At 70.2% G+C, this 24,007-nt stretch carries 20 protein-coding genes and 4 tRNA genes; 21 read left to right on the top strand and 3 right to left on the bottom strand.

What is annotated here, in order from left to right; all coding sequences use genetic code 11:
* Positions 1 to 125 precede the first annotated feature (125 nt).
* Positions 126 to 206 (top strand) — tRNA-Tyr (locus KCH_RS15810).
* A 62-nt stretch (positions 207 to 268) separates the two neighbouring features.
* Here KCH_RS15810 and KCH_RS15805 read toward each other — a convergent pair.
* Positions 269 to 1,534, bottom strand: a complete 1,266-nt coding sequence (locus KCH_RS15805) for an amidohydrolase family protein (RefSeq protein ID WP_035863593.1) — start codon at positions 1,532 to 1,534, stop codon at positions 269 to 271.
* Between the two features lie 307 nt (positions 1,535 to 1,841).
* On the opposite strand from KCH_RS15805, the gene KCH_RS15800 reads away from it, so the two are divergent.
* The 9 genes from KCH_RS15800 to KCH_RS15760 all read left to right on the top strand — a co-directional run bounded on the left by KCH_RS15800 (position 1,842) and on the right by KCH_RS15760 (position 6,956).
* Positions 1,842 to 1,914 (top strand) — tRNA-Thr (locus KCH_RS15800).
* Positions 1,915 to 1,956: 42 nt separating this feature from the next.
* Positions 1,957 to 2,029, top strand: a tRNA-Met gene (locus tag KCH_RS15795).
* Positions 2,030 to 2,112: 83 nt separating this feature from the next.
* A complete protein-coding gene (gene rpmG, locus KCH_RS15790; RefSeq protein ID WP_006604855.1) occupies positions 2,113 to 2,277 on the top strand; it encodes a 50S ribosomal protein L33 in 165 nt (54 codons plus the stop codon).
* A gap of 84 nt (positions 2,278 to 2,361) precedes the next feature.
* Positions 2,362 to 2,820 carry a MaoC family dehydratase N-terminal domain-containing protein gene (locus KCH_RS15785; RefSeq protein ID WP_035863590.1) on the top strand — a complete coding sequence of 153 codons (459 nt, stop codon included), beginning with the start codon at positions 2,362 to 2,364 and terminating at the stop codon, positions 2,818 to 2,820.
* Entirely contained in the window at positions 2,817 to 3,245 is a 429-nt protein-coding gene (locus tag KCH_RS15780) for a MaoC family dehydratase (protein WP_035863589.1), read from the top strand. Before KCH_RS15785 ends, KCH_RS15780 begins: the two co-directional genes overlap by 4 nt.
* 104 nt (positions 3,246 to 3,349) lie before the next feature.
* Positions 3,350 to 3,901, top strand: coding sequence for a TetR/AcrR family transcriptional regulator (locus tag KCH_RS15775; protein WP_035863586.1), 552 nt, complete (start codon positions 3,350 to 3,352; stop codon positions 3,899 to 3,901).
* Between the two features lie 115 nt (positions 3,902 to 4,016).
* Complete coding sequence (locus KCH_RS15770; RefSeq protein ID WP_051653116.1) at positions 4,017 to 5,444, top strand: MFS transporter; 1,428 nt, start codon at positions 4,017 to 4,019, stop codon at positions 5,442 to 5,444.
* A gap of 24 nt (positions 5,445 to 5,468) precedes the next feature.
* Entirely contained in the window at positions 5,469 to 5,864 is a 396-nt protein-coding gene (locus KCH_RS15765; protein ID WP_157032068.1) for a putative quinol monooxygenase, read from the top strand.
* A gap of 51 nt (positions 5,865 to 5,915) precedes the next feature.
* Positions 5,916 to 6,956 (top strand): UDP-N-acetylmuramate dehydrogenase, encoded by a 1,041-nt coding sequence (locus tag KCH_RS15760; protein WP_035863583.1) that lies wholly within the window; start codon positions 5,916 to 5,918, stop codon positions 6,954 to 6,956.
* On the opposite strand, the gene KCH_RS15755 is transcribed toward KCH_RS15760, so the two are convergent.
* Positions 6,953 to 8,023, bottom strand: coding sequence for an adenosine deaminase (locus KCH_RS15755; protein ID WP_035863580.1), 1,071 nt, complete (start codon positions 8,021 to 8,023; stop codon positions 6,953 to 6,955). The two genes, KCH_RS15760 and KCH_RS15755, sit on opposite strands and share 4 nt — an antisense overlap.
* A 93-nt stretch (positions 8,024 to 8,116) precedes the next feature.
* Positions 8,117 to 9,355, bottom strand: coding sequence for a pyridoxal phosphate-dependent aminotransferase (locus KCH_RS15750; protein ID WP_035863578.1), 1,239 nt, complete (start codon positions 9,353 to 9,355; stop codon positions 8,117 to 8,119).
* 258 nt (positions 9,356 to 9,613) lie between these two features.
* Here KCH_RS15750 and KCH_RS15745 point away from each other — a divergent pair.
* From KCH_RS15745 to KCH_RS15695, 11 genes are all read left to right on the top strand, one after another.
* A tRNA-Trp gene (locus KCH_RS15745) sits at positions 9,614 to 9,686 on the top strand.
* Between the two features lie 142 nt (positions 9,687 to 9,828).
* The gene (gene secE, locus KCH_RS15740; protein WP_035863576.1) at positions 9,829 to 10,185 is read left to right on the top strand and encodes a preprotein translocase subunit SecE; all 357 of its coding nucleotides are present in this window, start codon (positions 9,829 to 9,831) and stop codon (positions 10,183 to 10,185) included.
* A 179-nt stretch (positions 10,186 to 10,364) separates the two neighbouring features.
* A complete protein-coding gene (nusG, locus tag KCH_RS15735; RefSeq protein ID WP_035863574.1) occupies positions 10,365 to 11,234 on the top strand; it encodes a transcription termination/antitermination protein NusG in 870 nt (289 codons plus the stop codon).
* Between the two features lie 167 nt (positions 11,235 to 11,401).
* Entirely contained in the window at positions 11,402 to 11,836 is a 435-nt protein-coding gene (rplK, locus tag KCH_RS15730) for a 50S ribosomal protein L11 (protein WP_035863570.1), read from the top strand.
* A gap of 77 nt (positions 11,837 to 11,913) precedes the next feature.
* The gene (rplA, locus tag KCH_RS15725) at positions 11,914 to 12,636 is read left to right on the top strand and encodes a 50S ribosomal protein L1 (protein WP_035863568.1); all 723 of its coding nucleotides are present in this window, start codon (positions 11,914 to 11,916) and stop codon (positions 12,634 to 12,636) included.
* 155 nt (positions 12,637 to 12,791) lie between these two features.
* A complete protein-coding gene (locus tag KCH_RS15720) occupies positions 12,792 to 13,670 on the top strand; it encodes an SCO4651 family lipoprotein (protein WP_035863566.1) in 879 nt (292 codons plus the stop codon).
* Positions 13,671 to 13,761: 91 nt separating this feature from the next.
* Positions 13,762 to 14,601, top strand: a complete 840-nt coding sequence (locus tag KCH_RS15715) for an SCO4651 family lipoprotein (protein ID WP_035863564.1) — start codon at positions 13,762 to 13,764, stop codon at positions 14,599 to 14,601.
* A gap of 268 nt (positions 14,602 to 14,869) precedes the next feature.
* Entirely contained in the window at positions 14,870 to 15,424 is a 555-nt protein-coding gene (rplJ, locus tag KCH_RS15710) for a 50S ribosomal protein L10 (RefSeq protein ID WP_035863562.1), read from the top strand.
* Positions 15,425 to 15,506: 82 nt separating this feature from the next.
* Positions 15,507 to 15,890, top strand: coding sequence for a 50S ribosomal protein L7/L12 (rplL, locus tag KCH_RS15705; protein ID WP_035863560.1), 384 nt, complete (start codon positions 15,507 to 15,509; stop codon positions 15,888 to 15,890).
* Between the two features lie 600 nt (positions 15,891 to 16,490).
* Positions 16,491 to 19,964: a DNA-directed RNA polymerase subunit beta gene (gene rpoB, locus KCH_RS15700; RefSeq protein WP_035863557.1), complete on the top strand. Its 3,474-nt coding sequence runs from the start codon at positions 16,491 to 16,493 to the stop codon at positions 19,962 to 19,964.
* 104 nt (positions 19,965 to 20,068) lie between these two features.
* Positions 20,069 to 23,962 carry a DNA-directed RNA polymerase subunit beta' gene (locus tag KCH_RS15695; RefSeq protein ID WP_035863555.1) on the top strand — a complete coding sequence of 1,298 codons (3,894 nt, stop codon included), beginning with the start codon at positions 20,069 to 20,071 and terminating at the stop codon, positions 23,960 to 23,962.
* The last annotated feature ends 45 nt before the right edge of the window (positions 23,963 to 24,007 follow it).

Raw genomic sequence — 24,007 nt, 5'->3', positions numbered from 1 at the left:
CCGCCCGCAACAGCCGCGCGCCCGAGCTTGATCGTCACGTGACTTAAGGAGTGGCAGACCACCCCCCAACATCAGGTATCGTTTACGACGTCGAACGGGGCAGCGCCCCACGAGACACCATCCCTGGCGGGTTGCCCGAGCGGCCAAAGGGAGCAGACTGTAAATCTGTCGCGCAAGCTACGCAGGTTCGAACCCTGCACCCGCCACTGGATCGTGGAGAAGCCCCCGGGCTGCGGAGACGCAGCCCGGGGGCTTCTTCGTGTGCCCGTCAGTTCTCGGTCCGGTCCGGGTGGGTCTGGCGGGGGAGGGCGAGGGCGACGGTGTCGGCGAACTCGCGGACGGCGCTGGTGCGGGAGACGACGCGGCCGGTGTGGACGACCAGGCGGGAGTGGCCGCCGGAGAAGGCGCCGTTCAGGCTGTCGCCGCGGACGGCGAGGAGTTCGGCGGGGAAGCCGGCGTCGACCCGGACGGGGGGCAGGCCGAGGGCGGTGCGGGCCTGGGTGGAGACGGCGTCGTAGGCGGCCTCGGGGGAGAGCGCGCCGGTGGCGGCGAGCAGGCGGGCGGTGTCGAGCGGGTCGGCCCGGCCGACCGGGTTGGCGGGGTCGCGGAGGCTGCCCGCGCCGGCCGTGAGGGCGACCCGGGCGTGCGCCAACTCGCGGACCAGGGACGGCCGCAGGCCGATCGGCTGGCCTTCGAGCCCGGTGCAGCCGCCGTTCTGCGGGAGGCAGACCACCCGCATCCCGGAGTTGGCGAGCAGGGTGGAGCCGCCGGGCGGCAGCGCGCTGCACGGCCCGAGGGTGACCCGCGGCCGGTGCGGGGCGAGCGCGGCGACCAGCCGGGCGAGCTGGGCCCGGTCGGCGGCGTTGGTGTGCAGGTCGACGGGGCAGTCGGCGTCGGCGGCCGCGGCCAGCAGCACCTGGACGTAGCCGACCGGGTCGGGGTCGAGGTCGGGGCAGCCGCCGGCCGCGCTCGCGCCGAGTTTGAGCGCGTCCCGCAGCTGGGCCCGGCCGTCCGCGCCGGCCAGGCCGGTGAGCAGCCGGGGCATGGCGACGGCCTGGAGTTCGGCCAGCCCGCGCAGGGACTGACGGGCCGTGAGGACGGCCTCCAGCCGGCCGAGTCCGTGCACGTCGCCGATCCGGACGTGGGTGCGCTGGGCGGTGGCGCCGTAGCCGAGCGAGGTGAGCGCCGCCTCGGTGACCCGGCGGACCAGGTCGGTGGGCGCGTCCGGGGGCGGCGCGGGCAGGGCGGCGGAGAACGCGCTGTCGTAGTGCGCGTGCGGTTCGGTGGGGGCGGGCAGCAGCAGGTAGCCGGACAGGTCGATCCGGGCGCCGGTGGTGACGGTGGGCTGGCCGGGCAGCGCGGGCAGCGGGCCGAGGCTGCCGACGGTGCCGACGGCCTGGATCCGGTCCCCGCTGATCCGGACGTCCACCACCCGGCCGTCGATCAGGCGGGCCCCGGTGAGCAGCAGGACCGGCCCGTGCCCGAGCGGGTTGGCGGCCGGCGGCGGCTGGGCGCCCTCGCTGCGTTCGCTCATCGGCCCGCTCCTCCAGTCCCGTTGACCGCCCGGCGGCCCTGGGGCCCGGTCGCGGGCGCCGGCCTGCGGCGCACCCGCGAGAACTCACTGACGGTCGAGCCTAGGCCGCGCCCGGCCGGGACGCTCGGATGCGGGCCGCCGCCCGTGTCGTGGCCGGGGCAGCCCGCGGAGGCCCGGTTCCGGTTGCGGCGGGGGTCGAACGGGTGTCGGGTGACGGCTCGTCAGTGCGGCCCCGCCGACCTGCGGAGATCCGTCGCGGATACGGATTTCACCTCTGGCCCGGAACCGTGTAATCTCTTCCTCGTTCGCCCCTATAGCTCAGTCGGTAGAGCGTCTCCATGGTAAGGAGAAGGTCTGCGGTTCGATTCCGCATGGGGGCTCTGGTGAAAGGCTCCTCGCTCCGGTGAGGTTCCGATCATCAAAGCGGTGTAGCTCAGTTGGTAGAGCAAGCGGCTCATAATCGCTGTGTCACCGGTTCAAGTCCGGTCACCGCTACCCCGCGTAGTCGATCGGGGGGACTACTCCCGATCGGCTACTCTTGTCTGTGTTCTTATTCGTTGTCCCAGGAAGGCACTCCCGTGGCTGCCACCGACGTCCGCCCGAAGATCACGCTGGCCTGCGTGGAGTGCAAGGAGCGGAACTACATCACCAAGAAGAACCGGCGCAACGACCCGGACCGTCTTGAGATGAAGAAGCACTGCCCGCGTTGCAACTCTCACACGGCGCACCGCGAGACCCGCTGACTTTGCCTCGACTCCAGGCCGCACCCCGTTACGGGGCGCGGCCTGGAGTCATTTCTGCATGACGGACCACCAGAGGAGTTGCCCATGCCGCTCGACCCCTCGTTCATCGGGCGCACCTATCCGCCCACCGCGCCGTACGAGGTCGGCCGGGAGAAGATCCGCGAGTTCGCGGCCGCGATCGGCGACGCGAACCCGGCGTACACCGACGCCGAGGCCGCCAAGTCGCTCGGCCACCCGGACGTGATCGCCCCGCCGACCTTCCCGTTCATGCTGTCCTTCCAGGCGGCGGCGCAGGTCGTCAACGACCCGGAGCTGGGCCTGGACTACAGCCGGGTGGTGCACGGCGACCAGAAGTTCGTCTACTCCCGCCCGGCGCGGGCCGGCGACCGGCTGTCGGTGACGATCTCCATCGACGCGATCAAGTCGCTGGCCGGCAACGACGTGCTGACGGTCCGCGGCGAGGTGCACGACGCGAGCGGCGAGCACGTGGTGACGTCGATCATGACGCTGGTGGCCCGCGCCGCCGAAGCCGGGGAGGAGTGACCGTGGCGGTCCGTTTTGACGAGGTCCAGGTCGGCACCGAGCTGCCGGCCCGGTCGTTCCCGGTGACCCGCGCCACGCTGGTCCAGTACGCGGGGGCGTCGGGGGACTTCAACCCGATCCACTGGAACGAGAAGTTCGCCCGCGAGGTCGGCCTGCCGGACGTGATCGCGCACGGCATGTTCACCATGGCCGAGGCCGCCCGGGTGGTCACCGACTGGGTCGGCGACCCGGCCGCGGTGGTCGAGTACGGCGTCCGCTTCACCAAGCCGGTGATCGTCCCGAACGACGGCGTCGGCGCGACCATCGAGGTCAGCGGCAAGGTCGCCGCGCTGCTGGACGGCAACCGGGTGCGGGTGGACCTGGTGGCGACCAGCGACGGCCAGAAGGTGCTCGGCATGTCCCGGGCCGTGGTCCAGCTGAGCTGAGGCAGTGAACCCCCGGGGGCCCGGTCGGGCGCCCGGGGTGCCGCCCCTTGCCACAGTTATTGGCCAATCACTAATCTGGGGTCGTGGCCAGGAACAGCATCCGGATGTCCGCCGAGGAGCGGCGCGAGAGCGTCGTCCGGGCGGCGGTGCTGGAGTTCGCCCGGGGCGGCTACCGGGGCACCTCCACCGAGGCGATCGCCCGGCGGGTGGGCGTCTCGCAGCCGTACCTGTTCCGGCTCTTCCCCAACAAGCAGGCGATCTTCGAGGCGGCGTGCGAACACTGCGTCGAGGAGACCTGGCGGGTCTTCGACCGCGCGTCGGAGGGCCTGACGGGGGAGGCGGCGCGGGTCGCGATGTCCGAGGCGTACATGAGCCTGGTCGAGGACCGCGAGCAGCTCATGATGCAGATGCAGATGTACGTCTCGGTGTTCGCGGCGGAGTCGGCCGGCGAGGACCGGATCGGCGATGCGGCCAGGACGGCCTGGCTGCGGCTGTTCGAACGGATCCGGGAGCGGATGGGCGGCGACCAGAAGGAAGCCACCCAGTTCATGGCCTACGGCATGCTGATCAACACCCTGGTCGGACTGGGGTACCCGCCGGACCACCGGATCTGGTCCGGCTTCGAGGAGTACGGCGAACGGGCCGGGGAGAGCTGAGGCGCTCCGCCGTGTGGCGGTGCGCCCTTTTTTCGGCCCGCGAAAGTTATTGATCAATCACAAACTGATCCCGGAGAACCCTCCGGGCCGATCGAAACGTCTGGGGGAACCCACCGTGAACAGGCAAGCCGTCTGGACCCTGGTGGTCGTCAGCGCGGCCGGCTTCATGGCCGGACTCGACAACCTGGTGGTCACCACCGCCCTGCCCGCGATCCGCGCCGACCTCGGCGGCGGCCTCGCCGACCTGGAGTGGACGGTGAGCGTCTACACCCTGACCTTCGCCGTCCTGCTGATGCTCGGCGCGGCGCTCGGCGACCGGTTCGGCCGCCGCCGGATGTTCCTCACCGGCCTGACCGTCTTCACCCTCGGCTCGGCCGCCGCCGCGCTCGCCCCGAACATCGGCGCCCTGATCGCCGCCCGCGCCGTCCAGGGCGTCGGCGCGGCCGTGACCATGCCGCTCACCCTCACCCTGCTGGCCGCCGCCGTGCCCGCCGCCAAGCGCGGCGTGGCGTTCGGCATCTGGTCCGCCGTCAGCGGACTCGCCGTCGCCACCGGACCGCTGATCGGCGGCAGCCTCACCGAGCACTTCTCCTGGCAGTGGATCTTCTGGGTGAACGTCCCCGTCGGCCTGGCTCTGCTGCCGGTCGCCCGCGCGAAGCTGGCCGAGAGCCGCGGCGAGAACCCCCGGCTGGACGTCCCCGGCACCGTGCTGGTCTCCACCGGCCTGTTCGGCGTCGTCCTCGGCCTGATCCGCGGCAACCCCGACGGCTGGACCCACCCGCTCGTCCTCGGCTCGCTGACCGGCGGCGGCCTGCTGCTGCTCGCCTTCGTCGGCTGGGAGGCCCGCTGGGCGCGGCAGCCGATGCTGCCGATGCGGCTGTTCCGCAGCCGGGCGTTCAGCGCCGTCAACTCCGCCAGCCTGCTGATGTTCCTCGGCATGTTCGGCTCGATCTTCCTGATCAGCCAGTACTTCCAGGGCGTCGGCGGCTACACCCCCGAACAGGCCGGCCTGCGGATGCTGCCGTGGACCGGCATGCCGCTGCTGGTCTCCCCGCTCGCCGGACTGCTCACCGACCGGATCGGCGGCCGGCCGCTGGTCGTCGCCGGCCTCGCCCTGCAGGCCCTCGGCCTGGCCGGGTTCGCCGTGGCGATCGACCACTCCGCCGGGTACGGCCAGCAGATCCCGGTGCTGGTGGTCTGCGGCATCGGCATGTCGCTGTACTTCGCGCCCACCGCCAACCTGGTGATGGCCTGCGTCCGGCCCGCCGAACAGGGCATCGCCTCCGGCACCAACAACGCGATGCGCGAGGTCGGCGGGGCGCTCGGCGTGGCCGTGCTGTCCGCCGTGTTCTCCGCGCGGGGCGGCTACGGCAGCGCCGGGGCGTTCACCGACGGCATCGTCCCCGCCCTGGTGGTCGGCGCCGTCGTGGTCGCCGCCGGATCGGCCGCCGCCGCGCTGGTGCCCCGGCGGCACGGCATGCGGGCCGCCGTGAAGGTCGCCGACCACCCCCGCCCGGCCGCCGTTCCGGCCGGCCGGTCCTGACCCGTCCGAACAGGAGGAACGACCGTGCTGTCCCTGACCCTCCCCTGGACCCCGGGCCCCGCCCGGCCGGCCGCCCGCCCCGCGGTGGTGATGGCCTCCGAGTTCCGGGTCCGCCGGCTGTGGCACGTGCCCGGCTTCCTGCGGCAGTCCCTGGAGGTCCGCCGGCAGACCCGCCGGGCCCCCGGCGCCCTCGGCATCGCACTGCGGACCGCCCCCTTCCGGCGCACCTTCTGGGTGCTCTCCGGCTGGACCGACCGCGAGGCGCTCGACGCGTTCGTCCGCTCCCCGGCCCACCGGCGGGCGATGACCGCGCTGCGCCCCACCATGGCGTCCTCGCTCTTCACCGACTGGGAGGCCGACCCGACCGCCGCACCCGACTGGGCGGGGGCCGCGGACCGGCTGGCGGCGCAGCGCCGCTGAGGCCCGGCGGCGACTGCCCTCCGTCCGGCGGGGGGCGGTTACGCTGGGGCGGTGATTGAGCAGATGGACGCACCGCTGGCCCCGTTGACGACGCTGCGCCTGGGCGGCCCGGCCCGCCGGCTGGTGACGGCCGAGACGGACGCCGAGGTGGTCGACGCGGTCCGCGCGGCCGACCGGGCCGGCGAGCCGCTGCTGGTGATCGGCGGCGGGTCCAACCTGGTCATCGGCGACGCCGGCTTCCCCGGCACCGTGCTGCGGATCGCCACCACCGGCTTCGCCCTCGACGGCACGCTGCTCGAACTCGCGGCCGGCGAGGTCTGGGCGGACGCGGTGGCCCGCACCGTCGACGCCGGCCTGGCGGGCATCGAGTTCCTGGCCGGCATCCCCGGCTCCGCGGGCGCCACCCCGGTGCAGAACGTCGGCGCGTACGGCCAGGAGGTGGCCGAGACCGTCACCGAGGTGGTCGCCTACGACCGGCTGCTCGGCGAGACCGTCACGCTGGCCGGCGCCGACTGCGCGTTCTCCTACCGGCACAGCCGCTTCAAGGCCGACCCGGACCGCTACGTGGTGCTGCGGGTCCGCTTCCGGCTCGCGGACGAGGGCGGGCTGTCCTCCCCGGTGAAGTACGCCGAGGTGGCCCGCTCGCTCGGCGTCGAGGCGGGCGAGCGGGTCAAGCTCGCCGAGGCCCACGCCGAGGTGCTGCGGCTGCGGGCCGGCAAGGGCATGGTGCTCGACCCCGCCGACCACGACACCTGGTCGGCGGGCTCGTTCTTCACCAACCCGATCCTGACGGAGGCTCAGTTCGCCGCCTTCACCGCCCGGTTGGGCGGGTTGAGCGCCCCCAGCTACCCGGCCGGCGAGGGCCGCACCAAGACCTCGGCGGCCTGGCTGATCGACAACGCGGGCTTCCGCAAGGGCCACGGCACCGGCCCCGCCACGCTCTCCACCAAGCACACCCTGGCCCTCACCAACCGCGGCTCGGCCACCACCGAGGACCTGCTCGCCCTCGCCCGCGAGGTGCGGGACGGCGTGCGGGCGGCCTTCGGGGTGGAACTGGTCAACGAGCCGGTGATGGTCGGCGTCAGCCTCTAGAGCGAAACCCGCTCGGCGGCGGCGGGCGCCGGCACCGTCGGGGCCGGCTCCTCGACCAGCCAGGCGTCGATGTCCGCCAGCAGCTCCTTGACGACGTGCTCGGGAGCCCGCGAGGAGCGGACGGACTGCCGGGCCAGCTCGGCCAGTTCGGCGTCGGTGAACTCGTGCGACTCGCGGGCCAGCTGGTACTGGTCGGCCAGCCGGGAGCCGAACAGCAGCGGGTCGTCCGCGCCCAGCGCCAGCGGCACCCCGGCCTCGAACAGGGTGCGCAGCGGGACGTCCTCGGGCCGCTCGTAGACGCCGAGCGCGACGTTCGACGCCGGGCAGACCTCGCAGGTCACCTGCCGGTCGGCGAGCCGCTGGAGCAGCCGCGGGTCCTCGGCGGCGCGCACGCCGTGGCCGATCCGGCCGGCGCCCAGGTCGTCCAGGCAGTCGCGGACCGAACCCGGCCCGGCCAGCTCCCCGCCGTGCGGTGCGGCCAGCAGCCCGCCGTTCCGGGCGATCGCGAACGCGCGGTCGAAGTCCCGTGCCAGGCCCCGCCGTTCGTCGTTCGACAGGCCGAAGCCGATGACCCCCCGGTCGGTGTACCGGACGGCGAGGCGGGCCAGCGTGCGGGCGTCCATCGGCGACTTCATCCGGTTCGCCGCGACCAGCACCCGGATGCCCACCCCGGTCGCCTCGGAGGCCTCCCGGACGGCGTCCAGGATCAGCTCCAGGGTCGGGGTGAGGCCGCCCAGCAGCGGCGCGTACGAGGTCGGGTCGACCTGGATCTCCAGCCAGCGGGAGCCGTCGGCGCGCTCGTCCTCGGCGGTCTCCCGGACCAGGCGGCGGATGTCCGACTCGTCGCGCAGGCAGGAGCGCGCGGTGTCGTACAGCCGCTGGAACCGGAACCAGCCGCGCTCGTCGGTCGCCCGGAGTTTCGGCGGATGGCCCGAACTGAGGGCCTCCGGCAGCCGGATGCCGTTCTTGTCGGCGAGTTCGAGCAGCGTCGCAGGGCGCATCGAACCGGTGAAGTGCAGGTGGAGATGGGCCTTCGGGAGGCTCCGGACATCACGCAGACGATCCATTCACCGATCCTGCCGCAAAACCGGCCGAAACAGGAACCGCCCCCCGCACATCGCCCGAAGGGATGAGTGCGGGGGGCGGTTGGAGCCCGTGGATCAGGCGCGGGCCTCGCCCAGCAGCTTCTGCATCCGGCTGACGCCCTCGACCAGGTCGGCGTCGCCCAGCGCGTACGACAGCCGCAGGTAGCCCGGGGTGCCGAAGGCCTCGCCGGGGACGACCGCGACCTCGGCCTCGTCCAGGATCAGCGCGGCCAGCTCGGCGGAGGTCTGCGGGCGCTTGCCGCGGATCTCCTTGCCCAGCAGCGACTTGACCGACGGGTAGGCGTAGAACGCGCCCTCCGGCTCGGGGCAGTACACGCCCTCGATCTCGTTCAGCATTGCCACGATCGTGCGGCGGCGGCGGTCGAACGCGGTCTTCATCTCGTCCACCGCGGACAGGTCGCCGGCCACGGCCGCCAGCGCGGCGCGCTGCGCCACGTTGGAGACGTTGGAGGTGGCGTGCGACTGCAGGTTGGCGGCCGCGCTCACCACGTCCTTCGGGCCGATCAGCCAGCCCACCCGCCAGCCGGTCATCGCGTAGGTCTTCGCCACGCCGTTGACCACGATGCACTTGTCGGCCAGCTCGGGCAGCAGCGCCGGCAGCGAGGTGAACTTCGCGTCGCCGTACACCAGGTGCTCGTAGATCTCGTCGGTGAGCACCCACAGGCCGTGCTCCAGCGCCCAGCGGCCGATCGCCTCGGCCTCGGCCTCGGTGTACACCGCGCCGGTCGGGTTGGACGGCGAGACGAACAGCACCACCTTGGTGTTCGCGGTGCGGGCGGCCTCCAGTTGCGCCACCGAGACCTTGTAACCGGTGGTCTCGTCCGCGACCACCTCGACCGGGGTGCCGCCGGCCAGCTTCACGGCCTCCGGGTAGGTGGTCCAGTACGGGGCCGGGATGATCACCTCGTCGCCCGGGTCGAGGATCGCGGCGAAGGCGTTGTAGATCGCCTGCTTGCCGCCGTTGGTCACCAGCACCTGCGAGGCGTCCACCTGGTAGCCGGAGTCGCGCAGCGTCTTGGCGGCGATCGCGGCCTTCAGCTCCGGCAGGCCGCCGGCCGGGGTGTAGCGGTGGTTGGCCGGGTCCTGGCAGGCCGCGACGGCGGCGTCCACGATGTAGCCGGGCGTCGGGAAGTCGGGCTCGCCGGCGCCGAAGCCGATCACCGGACGGCCGGCGGCCTTGAGGGCCTTGGCCTTGGCGTCGACGGCGAGGGTGGCCGACTCGGCGATGGCGCCGACCCGGGCGGAGACCCGGCGGTTCGCGGGGGAGACGTTCTCGGGGGTGGGTGCGCTCATGTCTTGCATGGTCCCAGACCGCACGGGCGGCGGGCATCGCGGTTCCACCATGCGACCGGGGCGTTCCATCATCCGTACGCCGCCGCCGACCGGGTGACGACTCGCCAGGGGTCGCGGTGAATGAGGTTCGACCAATCGGCGAAGAACCCGTACACTCACTGCTCGACGGCTCCCAAGTGCGGATCCTTCGGCCGGGTACACCACACGGCCGGGTGGATGCGGTAGGTTGGGGGCCACGACGGAGCCGCAAGGTTCCGAAGGGCACTAGCTCAATTGGTAGAGCACCGGTCTCCAAAACCGGCGGTTGGGGGTTCGAGTCCCTCGTGCCCTGCAGCTCGACTCGTGCCAAGCCCGTTCGCTCCGCAGAGCGAGCGGGCTTGATGCGGAGAGGGCCCCGCCCAGCACTGCTTTCGCCGGATCGCCCGTGCACAAGGCACGGAAGCTCCGCAGGACCCGGATTCAGGTGAGGACGAGTGACGGAGACCACGGGCTCCACCGCAACGCCTGAGAGCGGCAACCCCGAGGGGGCCGACGCGGCGGACGAGACCACCGCGGACGGCAAGCTGTCGCGGCGTGAGCGCCGGCGTGCCAACAAGGCCTCCGGCGGTGAGGGCAAGAAGTCCGGCAAGCGGGCCAAGAAGGGCCTGTTCGCCCGGATCGGCGTCTTCTACCGCCAGATCATCGCGGAGCTCCGCAAGGTCGTCTGGCCCACCCGCAGCCAGCTGATCCAGTACACCACCGTCGTGGTGACCTTCGTGATCGTGCTGATGCTGCTGGTCGCCGGTCTCGACTGGGTCTTCGCCAAGGGAGCCTTCTGGCTCTTCGGCTGACGCCCGATCAGGGCCGACCGAAACCGGGATCCCCGCGGATTCCGCACCGATACTCCACCCCGACCCGGGCCGAACCTCTCGGCCCGGGTCGAGCTGTCGGCGCGAACGGCCACGGGCGACTACCGTTGAGTCGGTACTGTTGAGGTATCCGTTCCACAACCAGGAAAGAAGCAGCGACCGTGTCTGAGTCCCCCCTGTACGACGCCGACGAGACCGTCCGCGAGGCGGATGTCGCCGCCGAGCTGGACGCGGCCGAGGCTGCTGACGCCGAAGCCGCCGAGGAGATCGTCGAGGGCGTCGACGCCGCGGAGGACGAGGTCGAGGCTGCCGACGAGGCCGAGGCAGGCGAGCCGGCCGAGGTCGCGGCCGTGCACGAGGTGGACGACGAGGCCGTCGAGGAGGCCGAGGAGGCCGCCGCCGAGGAGGAGACCGAGGAGGTCGAGTCCGACCCGGTCGCCGAGTTCCGCGAGCAGCTGCGCCGCGCCCCCGGCGAGTGGTACGTCATCCACACCTACGCCGGCTACGAGAACCGCGTGAAGCAGAACCTGGAGCAGCGCTCCGTCTCGCTGAACGTCGAGGACTACATCTTCGAGTCCCAGGTTCCGCAGGAGGAGGTCGTCCAGATCAAGAACGGCGACCGCAAGACCATCCGGCAGAACAAGCTCCCCGGCTACGTGCTGGTCCGCATGGACCTCACCCCGGAGTCCTGGGGCGTCGTGCGCAACACCCCCGGCGTCACCGGCTTCGTCGGCAACGCCTACGACCCGTACCCGCTGACCCTGGACGAGGTCGTCAAGATGCTCGCCCCCGACGTGGAGCGCGCCGCCGCCAAGGAGGCCGGCAAGGCCTCGCCGGTGCGCCCGGTCGAGGTGCAGGTGCTGGACTTCGAGGTCGGCGACTCGGTCACCGTCACCGACGGTCCGTTCGCCACCCTGCAGGCGACCATCAACGAGATCAACCCCGACTCGAAGAAGGTCAAGGGCCTGGTGGAGATCTTCGGCCGGGAGACCCCGGTCGAGCTCTCCTTCGACCAGATCCAGAAGAACTGACCCACAGGTTCTCCGGTGCCGGGGCGGGGCGAAAGCCTCCGCCCCGGCACCGTTTTGGTCCAGCGCCGCATCAGCGGTTAGCCTGGTCCGATGTGTGTCCTGGCAGTCGGGTTTCGCCCCGGCGCCGGGTAGCTCGGTAACCACCTCTCGGAAGGACCCGGAGAGTCATGCCTCCCAAGAAGAAGAAGGTCACGGGGCTTATCAAGCTCCAGATCAACGCCGGTGCGGCCAACCCGGCCCCGCCGGTCGGCCCCGCGCTCGGCCAGCACGGCGTCAACATCATGGAATTCTGCAAGGCGTACAACGCGGCCACCGAGTCGCAGCGCGGCATGATCGTGCCGGTGGAGATCACGGTCTACGAGGACCGCACCTTCACCTTCATCACGAAGACCCCGCCGGCTGCGCGCCTCATCCTGAAGGCCGCGGGCATCGACAAGGGCTCCGCCGAGCCGCACAAGACCAAGGTCGCCAAGCTGACCGCGGCCCAGGTGCGCGACATCGCGACCACCAAGATGCCCGACCTGAACGCCAACGACCTGGACGCCGCGGAGAAGATCATCGCCGGCACCGCCCGGTCGATGGGCATCACCGTCGAGGGCTGACCAGCCCGTACGTCCACCGTGGTAGGGCCAGCGCGGCCCGTGACTACCACGAACTCCATTAATTACCAGGAGCAGAAGTGAAGCGCAGCAAGGCCCTCAAGGCCGCGGACGCCCAGGTCGACCGCGCCCGGATCTACGCCCCCCTCGAGGCCGTCCGCCTCGCCAAGGCGACCTCCACCACCAAGTTCGACGGCACCGTCGAGGTCGCCATGCGTCTGGGCGTCGACCCGCGCAAGGCCGACCAGATGGTCCGCAGCACCGTCATCCTCCCGCACGGCACCGGTAAGACCGCCCGGGTCCTGGTCTTCGCGAACGGTGAGCGTGCCGAGGCCGCGCGTGCTGCGGGCGCCGACATCGTCGGCTCCGACGAGCTGATCGACGAGGTCGCCAAGGGTCGTCTGGACTTCGACGCCGTCGTCGCCACCCCGGACCTCATGGGCAAGGTCGGCCGCCTGGGCCGCGTGCTCGGTCCCCGTGGCCTGATGCCGAACCCGAAGACCGGCACCGTGACCCCGGACGTCGCCAAGGCCGTCAACGAGATCAAGGGCGGCAAGATCGAGTTCCGCGTCGACAAGCACTCGAACCTGCACCTGATCATCGGCAAGACCTCGTTCTCGGACGAGCAGCTGGTCGAGAACTACGCCGCGGCGCTGGACGAGGTCCTGCGGGCCAAGCCGGCCGCCGCCAAGGGCCGCTACCTGAAGAAGGTCGCCTTCTCCACCACCATGGGCCCCGGCATCCAGGTGGACCCGAACCGCACCCGCAACCTCCTCGTCGAGGAGGACCCGGCGGCGGTCTGACCCCAGGTCAGTTCCCCACGCGGTCTGCGCACCGGGCCCGCACCCCTCCGGGGGTGCGGGCCCGGTGCCTTTTATTTGCCGCCTCGGCCCCCGGGGGCATCGGATAGAGTCCGAAAGCCTTTCCACATGAGAATCGGACAATAGGGGGGACTCTCGTGCGCGCACTGCGTACCCTTGCCGCGGCCGCTCTGGCCGCAGGACTGCTGACCGCCTGCAGCAGCGGCTCCGGATCGAACGGGGCCGCCGACGCCAAGCCGAACGCCACCGCCCCCGGCGGCAGCTCGGCCAGTGCGGGCGCGGGCGGCGCCGGCGCCTCCGGCGGCAGCGGCGCCGGTGCGGGGCAGGGCGGCGTGAAGCTCGGCGCCAAGGAGGCCCTGCTCGCCTCGGCCGCCGTGATGGAGAAGGCCGGCAGCGCCAAGCTGACCATCAGCGGCGGCACCGAGGGCACCGGCGAGTTCGTCTGGAAGAGCCCGAAGTCCTTCCTGATCGACACCAAGAGCGACGGCAAGGACGCCAAGGTCCTGTTCGTCGGCGAGGTCATGTACATCGGCGCCGGCGCCGACATGGCGGCGCTGGCCGGCGGCAAGACCTGGATGAAGATCGACCCGAAGGCCGCCGCCCAGGGCGCCCCCGGCGGCAGCGACGCGGGCGGCTTCGCCACCACCATGGAGCTGATGAACCCGGCCGTGCAGCTGGCCGTCGCCGCGCCGACCGCGACCGAGGCCGGCACCGAGTCGGTGGCGGGCCAGAACACCACGCACTACCGCAGCGACATCCCGGTGGACGCGCTGGTCGCCAAGATGGACCTGTCGCCGGAGCTGAAGGCCCAGGTGCTGGCCGAGCTGAAGAAGAAGGGCTCGACCACCACCACCGAGTTCTGGATCAACGCCAAGGGCGAGGTCGTCCAGCAGTCCAGCAACAGCATGTCGACCGGCTCCGCCAAGATCCTCTACAGCGCGCTCGGCACCGTCCAGCCGACCAAGGCCCCGGCCGACTCCGAGGTCTTCTCGCTGACCGATCTGCTGAAGCAGTGATCCCGGGCCCGCGCGGCCCGGGGCGATGCCGGGCCGTGCGGGCCGCATGGCAAGGTGGGGGAACGGAACGGACGGCCGGGAGGAGGGACCGATGGCGGCACGCGTGCGCACGGCCGCGGCCCTGTTCGGGGCCGCCCTGCTGCTGACGCTGGCCGGCTGCACCGGCTCCGGTGCGGCCGACGGCACCGCGAAGCCCGTCACCCCGTCGCCGTCCGACCCGCAGGCCACGCCCACTGACCGCTCCCCGCACGGGGTGATGCTCTCCGTCCAGCTGGCGCTGCACGACGCCCGGCGGGCCGAGTTCCGGGCCACCCTGGGGGACGACCGGGCCAAGGGCGCGCTGTTCTGGGCGCCCAAGACGGTACTCCAGTACCGGGCCGAGGGGGACGCCCGCCAGCTGATGGTGATGGACACCTCCGCCTACGTGGGCGGCGACCCGCAGACCGCCGCCCGGCTCGGCGGGCAGCACTGGGTGAAGTACACCGGCACCCGCAGCCCCTACTCGGCGCTGTTCGACCGGCTCAACCCGACGGTCGCGGTCGCCGCCGCGGCCGCCGCCGAGGACCCGGTGCTGATCGGCGAGGAGAAGCTGCTGGAGACCAACGTCCAGCACTACCGGGTCACCATGACCGCCGCCCGGTACGCGGCCGCCCAGCCGCAGCTCGACCAGACCCGCCGGCAGGCCCTGGAGACCGCGCTCGGCCCCGGCGACGTGGTGCTCGACCTGTGGCTGAACGACCGCGACCAGCTGGTCCAGCTGCGCCGGGCCGCCGCCGAGGTGGACACCATCGGCTACACCGACTACGGCAGCTCCTCGCTGTCGGTGCAGGCCCCGCCGAGGCCGACACGGCTTCCGAGGCCGGTGCGAGCCCGCCGCCGTTCCCGTAGCCGGGCGGCGGGAAACCAAGTCGATTTGGACAAATCCGCGTAGGCCGTTAGGCTGGCCGAGCCAAAGACCGCTGGTTGTTGCCGTACTCCCGCAAGGGTGGGCGGCGCCGAAGGATCCGCACTCGTGCGGGTCGCCCGCGCAGGTTGTGGAGCAGACAAGATCTCCGGTCCATTCGTGGTCCGTCGAGGTCATGGCAAGCCCCGTGCGCCTGCGCGCCGGGGCTTTTTCGCTTCCCGGGGTCCGCGGCGTTGAATGGTCGACTTCTCGAAGGTCGGCCCGACTTCGACATCACGGAAGGAGGCGTAAGCCTATGGCCAGGCCCGACAAGGCTGCCGACGTCGCCGAGATCACGGACAAGTTCCGTGCTTCCAGCGCCGCCGTTCTGACCGAGTACCGCGGTCTCACGGTGAAGCAGCTCAAGACGCTGCGTCGCTCGCTCACCGGCAACGCCGATTACGCCGTGGTGAAGAACACGCTGACCAAGATCGCGGCCAACGAGGCCGGGATCTCCGAGCTGGACGACCTGTTCGCCGGTCCGACGGCTGTCGCCTTCGTCACCGGTGACCCGGTGGAGTCGGCGAAGGCTCTGCGTGACTTCGCCAAGGAGAACCCTGCTCTCATCATCAAGGGCGGTGTCCTTGACGGTAAGGCGCTGTCCGCCGATGAGATCAAGAAGCTCGCGGACCTCGAGTCCCGCGAGGTGCTGCTCGCCAAGCTGGCGGGTGCGATGAAGGCCAAGCAGTCCCAGGCTGCCGCCGTCTTCCAGGCGCTCCCGTCCAAGCTCGTTCGCACCGTGGAAGCGCTGCGCGAGAAGGTCGAGCAGGGCGGTGCCGGTACTCCGGCTCCCGCCGAGGACGCGGAGTAACCACTCCCGTCCCAGCGGGCCCGCAAGTACGCCCGCCAATCCGTACATCCGGCACCTGCCGAATTAGTGGAAGGACGCCATCATGGCGAAGCTCACCGCCGACGAACTGCTCGCCGAGTTCGAGGGCATGACCCTCATCGAGCTGGCCGGTTTCGTGAAGGCCTTCGAGGAGAAGTTCGACGTCACCGCGGCCGCCCCGGTTGCCGTTGCCGGCGTTGCCGCCCCCGGCGCTGCCGCTGAGGCCGTCGAGGAGCAGGACGAGTTCGACGTCATCCTCGACGGTGCCGGCGACAAGAAGATCCAGGTCATCAAGGAGGTGCGCGCCCTGACCTCCCTCGGCCTGAAGGAGGCCAAGGACCTCGTTGACACCGCTGGTGCCAAGGTTCTCGAGAAGGTCAACAAGGAGACCGCCGAGAAGGCGAAGGCTCAGCTCGAGGGCGCTGGCGCCAAGGTCACCGTCAAGTGACTTTCTCCTCTCTCTGAGAGGTGCTCTTCCGGCCGGGCCGGCCACCCTTCGGGGTGGCCGGCCCGGCCTGCTTCGTTCCCGCCCCGCCGTGCTTCGTTCGGCCCAAGGCGGACTCGGAGCCTGTCGGTCCCCGGGGGTAGGGTGATCGCTGTCGTCGCCACCCGGTCACAGGCCGTGTGTAACGCCCCGCGCGGTGCGAACGATAGGCAGTACGAGGTCCGCACCCTGGTGGGGGCCTTGACGAACGGCACGCGGCGCGCGATTCTCAAGGCGCGTGCCCAAGCGGAACCGCCTCCGATGCATATTCGGCGGCGGCACTGGGAAGGTTCCCGGTGACGCAGGAGTGGGTGCGACGGCCCGGCCGGTGAGGGATCACTGGGCGGGTTGTCGGTTGTACGGGAGGAGCGTCCGATTCGGTCTCCGAATCAGGGCTTGCTAGCAGTGTCGCCATTGGCTACACTGTCCCTTTGCGCTGCCTATTAGCTGCTCCGTGACTCGTCGCCCGGAGCGGCCCCTGTCCTGACCTGGGGTTTTCCGCCTCGGCCAAGGCCCGGACGGTATGCGCGTAGTGAGCTCCGAGCCCTCGGAAGGACCCCCCTCTTGGCCGCGCCGCGCAACGCCTCGAACAATTCCGCATCCACCGCCCCGCTCCGCGTCTCGTTCGCGAAGATCAAGGAGCCCCTCGAGGTCCCGAACCTCTTGGCCCTGCAGACCGAGAGCTTTGACTGGCTGCTCGGCAATGCGGCCTGGAAGTCCCGGGTCGAGGCTGCCCTGGAGAGCGGTCAGGACGTCCCCACGAAGTCCGGTCTGGAGGAGATCTTCGAAGAGATCTCTCCGATCGAGGACTTCAGCGGGTCGATGTCCCTGACCTTCCGGGACCACCGTTTCGAGCCGCCGAAGAACTCCATCGACGAGTGCAAGGACCGCGACTTCACCTTCGCGGCCCCGCTCTTCGTCACCGCGGAGTTCACCAACAACGAGACCGGTGAGATCAAGTCCCAGACCGTGTTCATGGGCGACTTCCCGCTCATGACCAACAAGGGCACGTTCATCATCAACGGCACCGAGCGTGTCGTCGTGTCCCAGCTGGTGCGTTCCCCCGGCGTCTACTTCGACTCCACCCTGGACAAGGTCTCCGACAAGGACATCTTCTCCGCCAAGATCATCCCCTCCCGCGGTGCCTGGCTGGAGATGGAGATCGACAAGCGCGACATGGTCGGTGTCCGCATCGACCGCAAGCGCAAGCAGTCCGTCACCGTGCTGCTGAAGGCGCTCGGCTGGACCACCGAGATGATTCTCGAGGAGTTCGGCGAGTACGAGTCCATGCGCGCCACCCTGGAGAAGGACCACACCCAGGGCCAGGACGACGCGCTGCTCGACATCTACCGCAAGCTGCGCCCGGGCGAGCCGCCCACGCGTGAGGCCGCGCAGACGCTGCTGGAGAACCTGTACTTCAACCCGAAGCGCTACGACCTCGCGAAGGTCGGCCGCTACAAGGTGAACCGCAAGCTGGGCAACGCCGAGTCGCTCGACTCCGGTGTGCTCACCGAGCCGGACATCATCGGGACGATCAAGTACCTGGTGAAGCTGCACGCCGGCGAGACCGAGTGGCGTGACGACGAGAACCGCGACATCGTCATCGAGGTCGACGACATCGACCACTTCGGCAACCGTCGCCTCCGCAACGTCGGCGAGCTGATCCAGAACCAGGTCCGCACCGGCCTCGCCCGCATGGAGCGAGTGGTCCGCGAGCGCATGACCACCCAGGACGTCGAGGCGATCACGCCGCAGACCCTGATCAACATCCGGCCGGTCGTCGCCTCCATCAAGGAGTTCTTCGGCACCAGCCAGCTGTCGCAGTTCATGGACCAGACGAACCCGCTGTCGGGCCTGACCCACAAGCGTCGTCTGTCCGCGCTCGGCCCCGGTGGTCTGTCCCGCGAGCGGGCCGGCTTCGAGGTCCGTGACGTGCACCCCTCGCACTACGGCCGCATGTGTCCGATCGAGACCCCCGAAGGCCCGAACATCGGTCTGATCGGCTCGCTGGCCTCGTACGGCCGGGTCAACGCGTTCGGCTTCATCGAGACCCCGTACCGCAAGGTCGTCGACGGTGTCGTCACCGAGGCCGTGGACTACCTGACCGCCGACGAGGAGGACCGCTACGTCATCGCGCAGGCCAACGCCCCGCTGACCGCGGAGCTGACCTTCGCCGAGCCGCGTGTCCTGGTCCGCCGCCGTGGCGGCGAGATCGACTACATCCCCGGCACCGAGATCGACTACATGGACGTCTCGCCGCGCCAGATGGTGTCGGTCGCGACCGCCATGATCCCCTTCCTCGAGCACGACGACGCCAACCGCGCGCTGATGGGCTCGAACATGATGCGCCAGGCCGTCCCGCTGCTCCGCAGCGAGGCGCCGCTGGTCGGCACCGGCATGGAGTACCGCTGCGCCGTCGACGCCGCGGACGTCATCACCGCCGAGAAGGCCGGCGTGGTCCAGGAGGTCTCCGCGGACTACGTCACCGTGGCGAACGACGACGGCACCTACACCACGTACCGGGCCGCCAAGTTCACCCGCTCCAACCAGGGCACCGCCTTCAACCAGAAGGTGCTCGTGGACGAGGGCGCCCGGGTCGAGGTCAACCAGGTGCTGGCCGACGGCCCGTGCACCGACGAGGGCGAGATGGCCCTCGGCAAGAACCTCCTGGTGGCGTTCATGTCCTGGGAGGGCCACAACTACGAGGACGCGATCATCCTGTCGCAGCGCCTCGTGCAGGACGACGTCCTCTCCTCGATCCACATCGAGGAGCACGAGGTCGACGCCCGCGACACCAAGCTGGGCCCCGAGGAGATCACCCGGGACATCCCGAACGTCTCCGAGGAGGTCCTCGCCGACCTCGACGAGCGCGGCATCATCCGGATCGGCGCCGACGTCGTCACCGGCGACATCCTGGTCGGCAAGGTCACCCCGAAGGGTGAGACCGAGCTGACCCCGGAGGAGCGCCTGCTCCGCGCGATCTTCGGTGAGAAGGCCCGTGAGGTCCGCGACACCTCGCTGAAGGTGCCGCACGGTGAGTCCGGCAAGGTCATCGGCGTCCGCGTCTTCGACCGCGAGGAGGGCGACGAGCTTCCCCCCGGCGTGAACCAGCTGGTCCGCGTCTACGTCGCCCAGAAGCGCAAGATCACCAACGGTGACAAGCTGGCCGGCCGTCACGGCAACAAGGGTGTCATCTCCAAGATCCTGCCGGTCGAGGACATGCCGTTCCTGGAGGACGGCACCCCGGTCGACATCATCCTGAACCCGCTGGGTGTGCCGTCCCGAATGAACCCGGGACAGGTGCTGGAGATCCACCTCGGCTGGCTCGCCAAGCAGGGCTGGGACGTCTCCGGCCTCGCCGACGAGTGGGCCAAGCGCCTGCAGGCGATCGGCGCGGACACCGTCGAGGGCGGCACCAACCTCGCCACCCCGGTGTTCGACGGCGCCCGCGAGGACGAGATCACCGGCCTGCTGGACAACACCACCCTCACCCGTGACGGTGAGCGCCTGGTGAACTCCACCGGCAAGGCCCGGCTGTTCGACGGCCGCTCCGGCGAGCCGTTCCCGATGCCGATCTCGGTCGGCTACATGTACATCCTCAAGCTGCACCACCTGGTCGACGACAAGCTGCACGCCCGTTCGACCGGCCCGTACTCGATGATCACCCAGCAGCCGCTCGGTGGTAAGGCGCAGTTCGGTGGTCAGCGCTTCGGTGAGATGGAGGTGTGGGCCCTTGAGGCATACGGCGCCGCGTACGCGCTGCAGGAGCTGCTCACCATCAAGTCCGACGACGTCCTCGGCCGTGTGAAGGTCTACGAGGCCATCGTCAAGGGCGAGAACATCCCCGAGCCCGGCATTCCCGAGTCCTTCAAGGTCCTCATCAAGGAAATGCAGTCGCTCTGCCTCAACGTGGAGGTGCTGTCCTCGGACGGCCAGTCCATCGAGATGCGCGACAGCGACGAGGACGTGTTCCGCGCCGCCGAGGAGCTCGGCATTGACCTGTCCCGGCGCGAGCCGAGCAGCGTCGAAGAGGTCTGACGGAGGTCGGGCCGGCTGCCCCTGAGAAGGCAGCCGGCCCGCCCCCAGGCCCCCCTCAGACCAACAGACAGACTCTCGATTCACGAAAGAGGGCTTGACGACCAGTGCTTGACGTCAACTTCTTCGACGAGCTCCGCATCGGCCTGGCCACCGCCGACGACATCCGCCAGTGGTCGCACGGCGAGGTGAAGAAGCCGGAGACCATCAACTACCGCACGCTGAAGCCGGAAAAGGACGGCCTTTTCTGCGAGAAGATCTTCGGTCCCACCCGGGACTGGGAGTGCTACTGCGGCAAGTACAAGCGCGTCCGCTTCAAGGGCATCATCTGTGAGCGCTGCGGCGTCGAGGTGACCCGCGCCAAGGTGCGCCGTGAGCGGATGGGCCACATCGAGCTGGCCGCCCCGGTCACCCACATCTGGTACTTCAAGGGTGTGCCGTCGCGTCTCGGCTACCTGCTCGACCTGGCGCCGAAGGACCTCGAGAAGGTCATCTACTTCGCCGCCTACATGATCACCTGGGTGGACGACGAGCGCCGCCAGCGCGACCTCCCGTCCCTGGAGGCGCACGTCTCGGTCGAGCGCCAGCAGATCGAGAACCGTCGCGACGCCGACCTGGAGGCCCGGGCCAAGAAGGCCGAGGCCGACCTGGCCGAGCTCGAGGCCGAGGGCGCCAAGGCCGACGTGCGCCGCAAGGTGCGCGAGGGCGCCGAGCGCGAGATGAAGCAGCTCCGCGACCGCACCCAGCGCGAGATCGACCGCCTGGACGAGGTGTGGGCCCGCTTCAAGAACCTCAAGGTCCAGGACCTGGAGGGCGACGAGCTGCTCTACCGCGAGCTGCGCGACCGCTTCGGCACCTACTTCTCCGGCTCGATGGGCGCGGCGGCCCTCAAGGACCGCCTGGAGTCCTTCGACCTGGGCGAGGAGGCCGAGCGCCTCCGCGAGATCATCCGCACCGGCAAGGGCCAGAAGAAGACCCGTGCGCTCAAGCGCCTCAAGGTCGTCTCCGCCTTCCTGCAGACCAGCAACAAGCCCAAGGGCATGGTGCTCGACTGCGTCCCGGTGATCCCGCCGGACCTGCGTCCGATGGTCCAGCTCGACGGTGGCCGCTTCGCCACCTCCGACCTGAACGACCTGTACCGCCGCGTCATCAACCGCAACAACCGCCTGAAGCGGCTTCTCGACCTCGGCGCGCCCGAGATCATCGTGAACAACGAGAAGCGCATGCTGCAGGAGGCCGTCGACGCGCTGTTCGACAACGGCCGTCGCGGCCGTCCGGTCACCGGCCCGGGCAACCGCCCGCTGAAGTCCCTCAGCGACATGCTGAAGGGCAAGCAGGGTCGTTTCCGCCAGAACCTGCTCGGCAAGCGAGTCGACTACTCGGCCCGTTCGGTCATCGTCGTCGGCCCGCAGCTCAAGCTGCACCAGTGCGGTCTGCCGAAGGCCATGGCGCTGGAGCTCTTCAAGCCGTTCGTGATGAAGCGCCTGGTCGACCTGAACCACGCGCAGAACATCAAGTCGGCGAAGCGCATGGTCGAGCGCGCCCGCCCCGTGGTGTGGGACGTCCTCGAAGAGGTCATCGCCGAGCACCCGGTGCTGCTGAACCGTGCGCCCACCCTGCACCGCCTCGGCATCCAGGCCTTCGAGCCGCAGCTGGTCGAGGGCAAGGCCATCCAGATCCACCCGCTCGTCTGCACCGCGTTCAACGCGGACTTCGACGGTGACCAGATGGCCGTCCACCTGCCGCTCTCCGCGGAGGCGCAGGCCGAGGCCCGCATCCTGATGCTGTCCTCGAACAACATCCTGAAGCCGGCCGACGGTCGCCCCGTCACCATGCCGACCCAGGACATGGTGCTGGGCCTGTTCTTCCTCACCTCGGACCGCGAGGAGGTCAAGGGCAAGGGCCGTTCCTTCTCCTCGACCGCCGAGGCGATCATGGCCTTCGACGCCCGCGAGCTGGACGTCCAGGCCCCGATCGACCTGCGCCTGCCGGCCGGCACCGTGCCGCCGCGCGGCTGGGTCGCTCCGGTCGACGAGGAGGGCCAGCCGACTTGGACCGAGGGTGAGCCGTTCCGGATCACCACGACCCTGGGCCGCGCGCTCTTCAACGAGCTGCTGCCCGAGGACTACCCGTTCGTCGACTACGAGGTCGGCAAGAAGCAGCTGTCGGCGATCGTCAACGACCTCGCCGAGCGCTACCCGAAGGTCGTCGTCGCCGCGGCGCTCGACAACCTGAAGGCGGCCGGCTTCCACTGGTCGACCCGTTCCGGTGTCACCGTCTCGATCTCGGACGTCATCGTCCCGCCGAGCAAGCCCGCCATCCTGGAGGGCTACGAGGCGCAGGCGGAGAAGGTCCAGAAGCAGTACGAGCGCGGTCTGATCACGGACAACGAGCGCAAGTCCGAGCTGGTCGGCATCTGGACCCGCGCGACCAACGAGGTCGCCGACGCGATGGCCGCGAACTTCCCGAAGACGAACCCCATCTTCATGATGGTCGACTCGGGCGCCCGCGGAAACATGATGCAGATGCGTCAGATCGCCGGTATGCGTGGTCTGGTGTCGAACGCGAAGAACGAGACCATCGCGCGTCCCATCAAGGCCTCGTTCCGTGAGGGCCTGTCCGTGCTGGAGTACTTCATCTCCACCCACGGTGCCCGTAAGGGTCTGGCCGACACCGCGCTGCGCACCGCCGACTCGGGTTACCTGACCCGTCGTCTGGTGGACGTCTCGCAGGACGTGATCATCCGCGAGGAGGACTGCGGCACCGAGCGCGGCCTCAAGCTGTCGATCGGTTCGGTCGGCGCGGACGGCGTGCTGCGCAAGGCCGACGACGTCGAGACCAGCGTGTACGCCCGCATGCTCGCCGAGGACATCACCGTCGACGGCAAGCTGATCGCGACCGCCAACACGGACCTCGGCGACGTCCTGATGGACGAGCTGATCCGCCACGGCGTCAGCGAGGTCAAGGTCCGCTCGATCCTGACCTGTGAGTCGGCGGTCGGCACCTGTGCCTTCTGCTATGGCCGCTCGCTGGCCACCGGCAAGCTGGTCGACATCGGTGAGGCGGTCGGCATCATCGCCGCCCAGTCCATCGGTGAGCCCGGTACCCAGCTGACCATGCGTACCTTCCACACCGGTGGTGTGGCCGGTGACGACATCACCCAGGGTCTGCCGCGTGTCGTCGAGCTCTTCGAGGCGCGCACCCCGAAGGGTGTCGCCCCGATCTCGGAGGCGCAGGGCCGGGTCCGCATCGAGGACACCGAGAAGACCCGCAAGGTCGTCGTCACCCCCGACGACGGCACGGACGAGATCGCCTACCCGGTCTCCAAGCGCGTCAAGCTGCTGGTCAGCGAGGGCGAGGCGGTCGAGGTCGGCCAGAAGCTGACCGTCGGCGCCACCAACCCGCACGACGTGCTGCGGATCATGGGCCAGCGTGCCGTCCAGATCCACCTGGTCGCCGAAGTCCAGAAGGTCTACAACTCGCAGGGTGTGTCGATCCACGACAAGCACATCGAGATCATCATCCGGCAGATGCTCCGCCGCGTGACGATCATCGAGTCGGGCGACGCCGAGCTGCTGCCGGGCGAGCTGGTCGAGCGCGGCCGCTTCGAGCAGGAGAACCGTCGCGTGGTGTCCGAGGGCGGTCACCCCGCCTCCGGCCGTCCGCAGCTGATGGGTATCACCAAGGCCTCGCTGGCCACCGAGTCCTGGCTGTCGGCCGCCTCCTTCCAGGAGACGACCCGGGTGCTCACCGACGCGGCGATCCACGCCAAGTCGGACCCGCTGCTGGGCCTCAAGGAGAACGTCATCCTCGGTAAGCTCATCCCGGCCGGTACGGGTCTTCCCCGCTACCGCAACATCCGGGTCGAGCCGACCGAGGAGGCCAAGGCCGCGATGTACTCGGCCGTCGGCTACGACGACTACGACCTGTCGCCGTTCGGCGCGGGCTCCGGTCAGGCCGTCCCGCTGGACGACTACGACTACGGTCCGTACACCGGCTGATCAGCAGGCTGAACCGCAGGGCGGTCACCCCACTCGGGGTGGCCG

It is taken from the genome of Kitasatospora cheerisanensis KCTC 2395, assembly GCF_000696185.1.
Lineage (GTDB): Bacteria > Actinomycetota > Actinomycetes > Streptomycetales > Streptomycetaceae > Kitasatospora > Kitasatospora cheerisanensis.
Note: the sequence above shows the minus strand (reverse complement) of the source record. Positions and strands in the feature narration are given on the sequence as shown.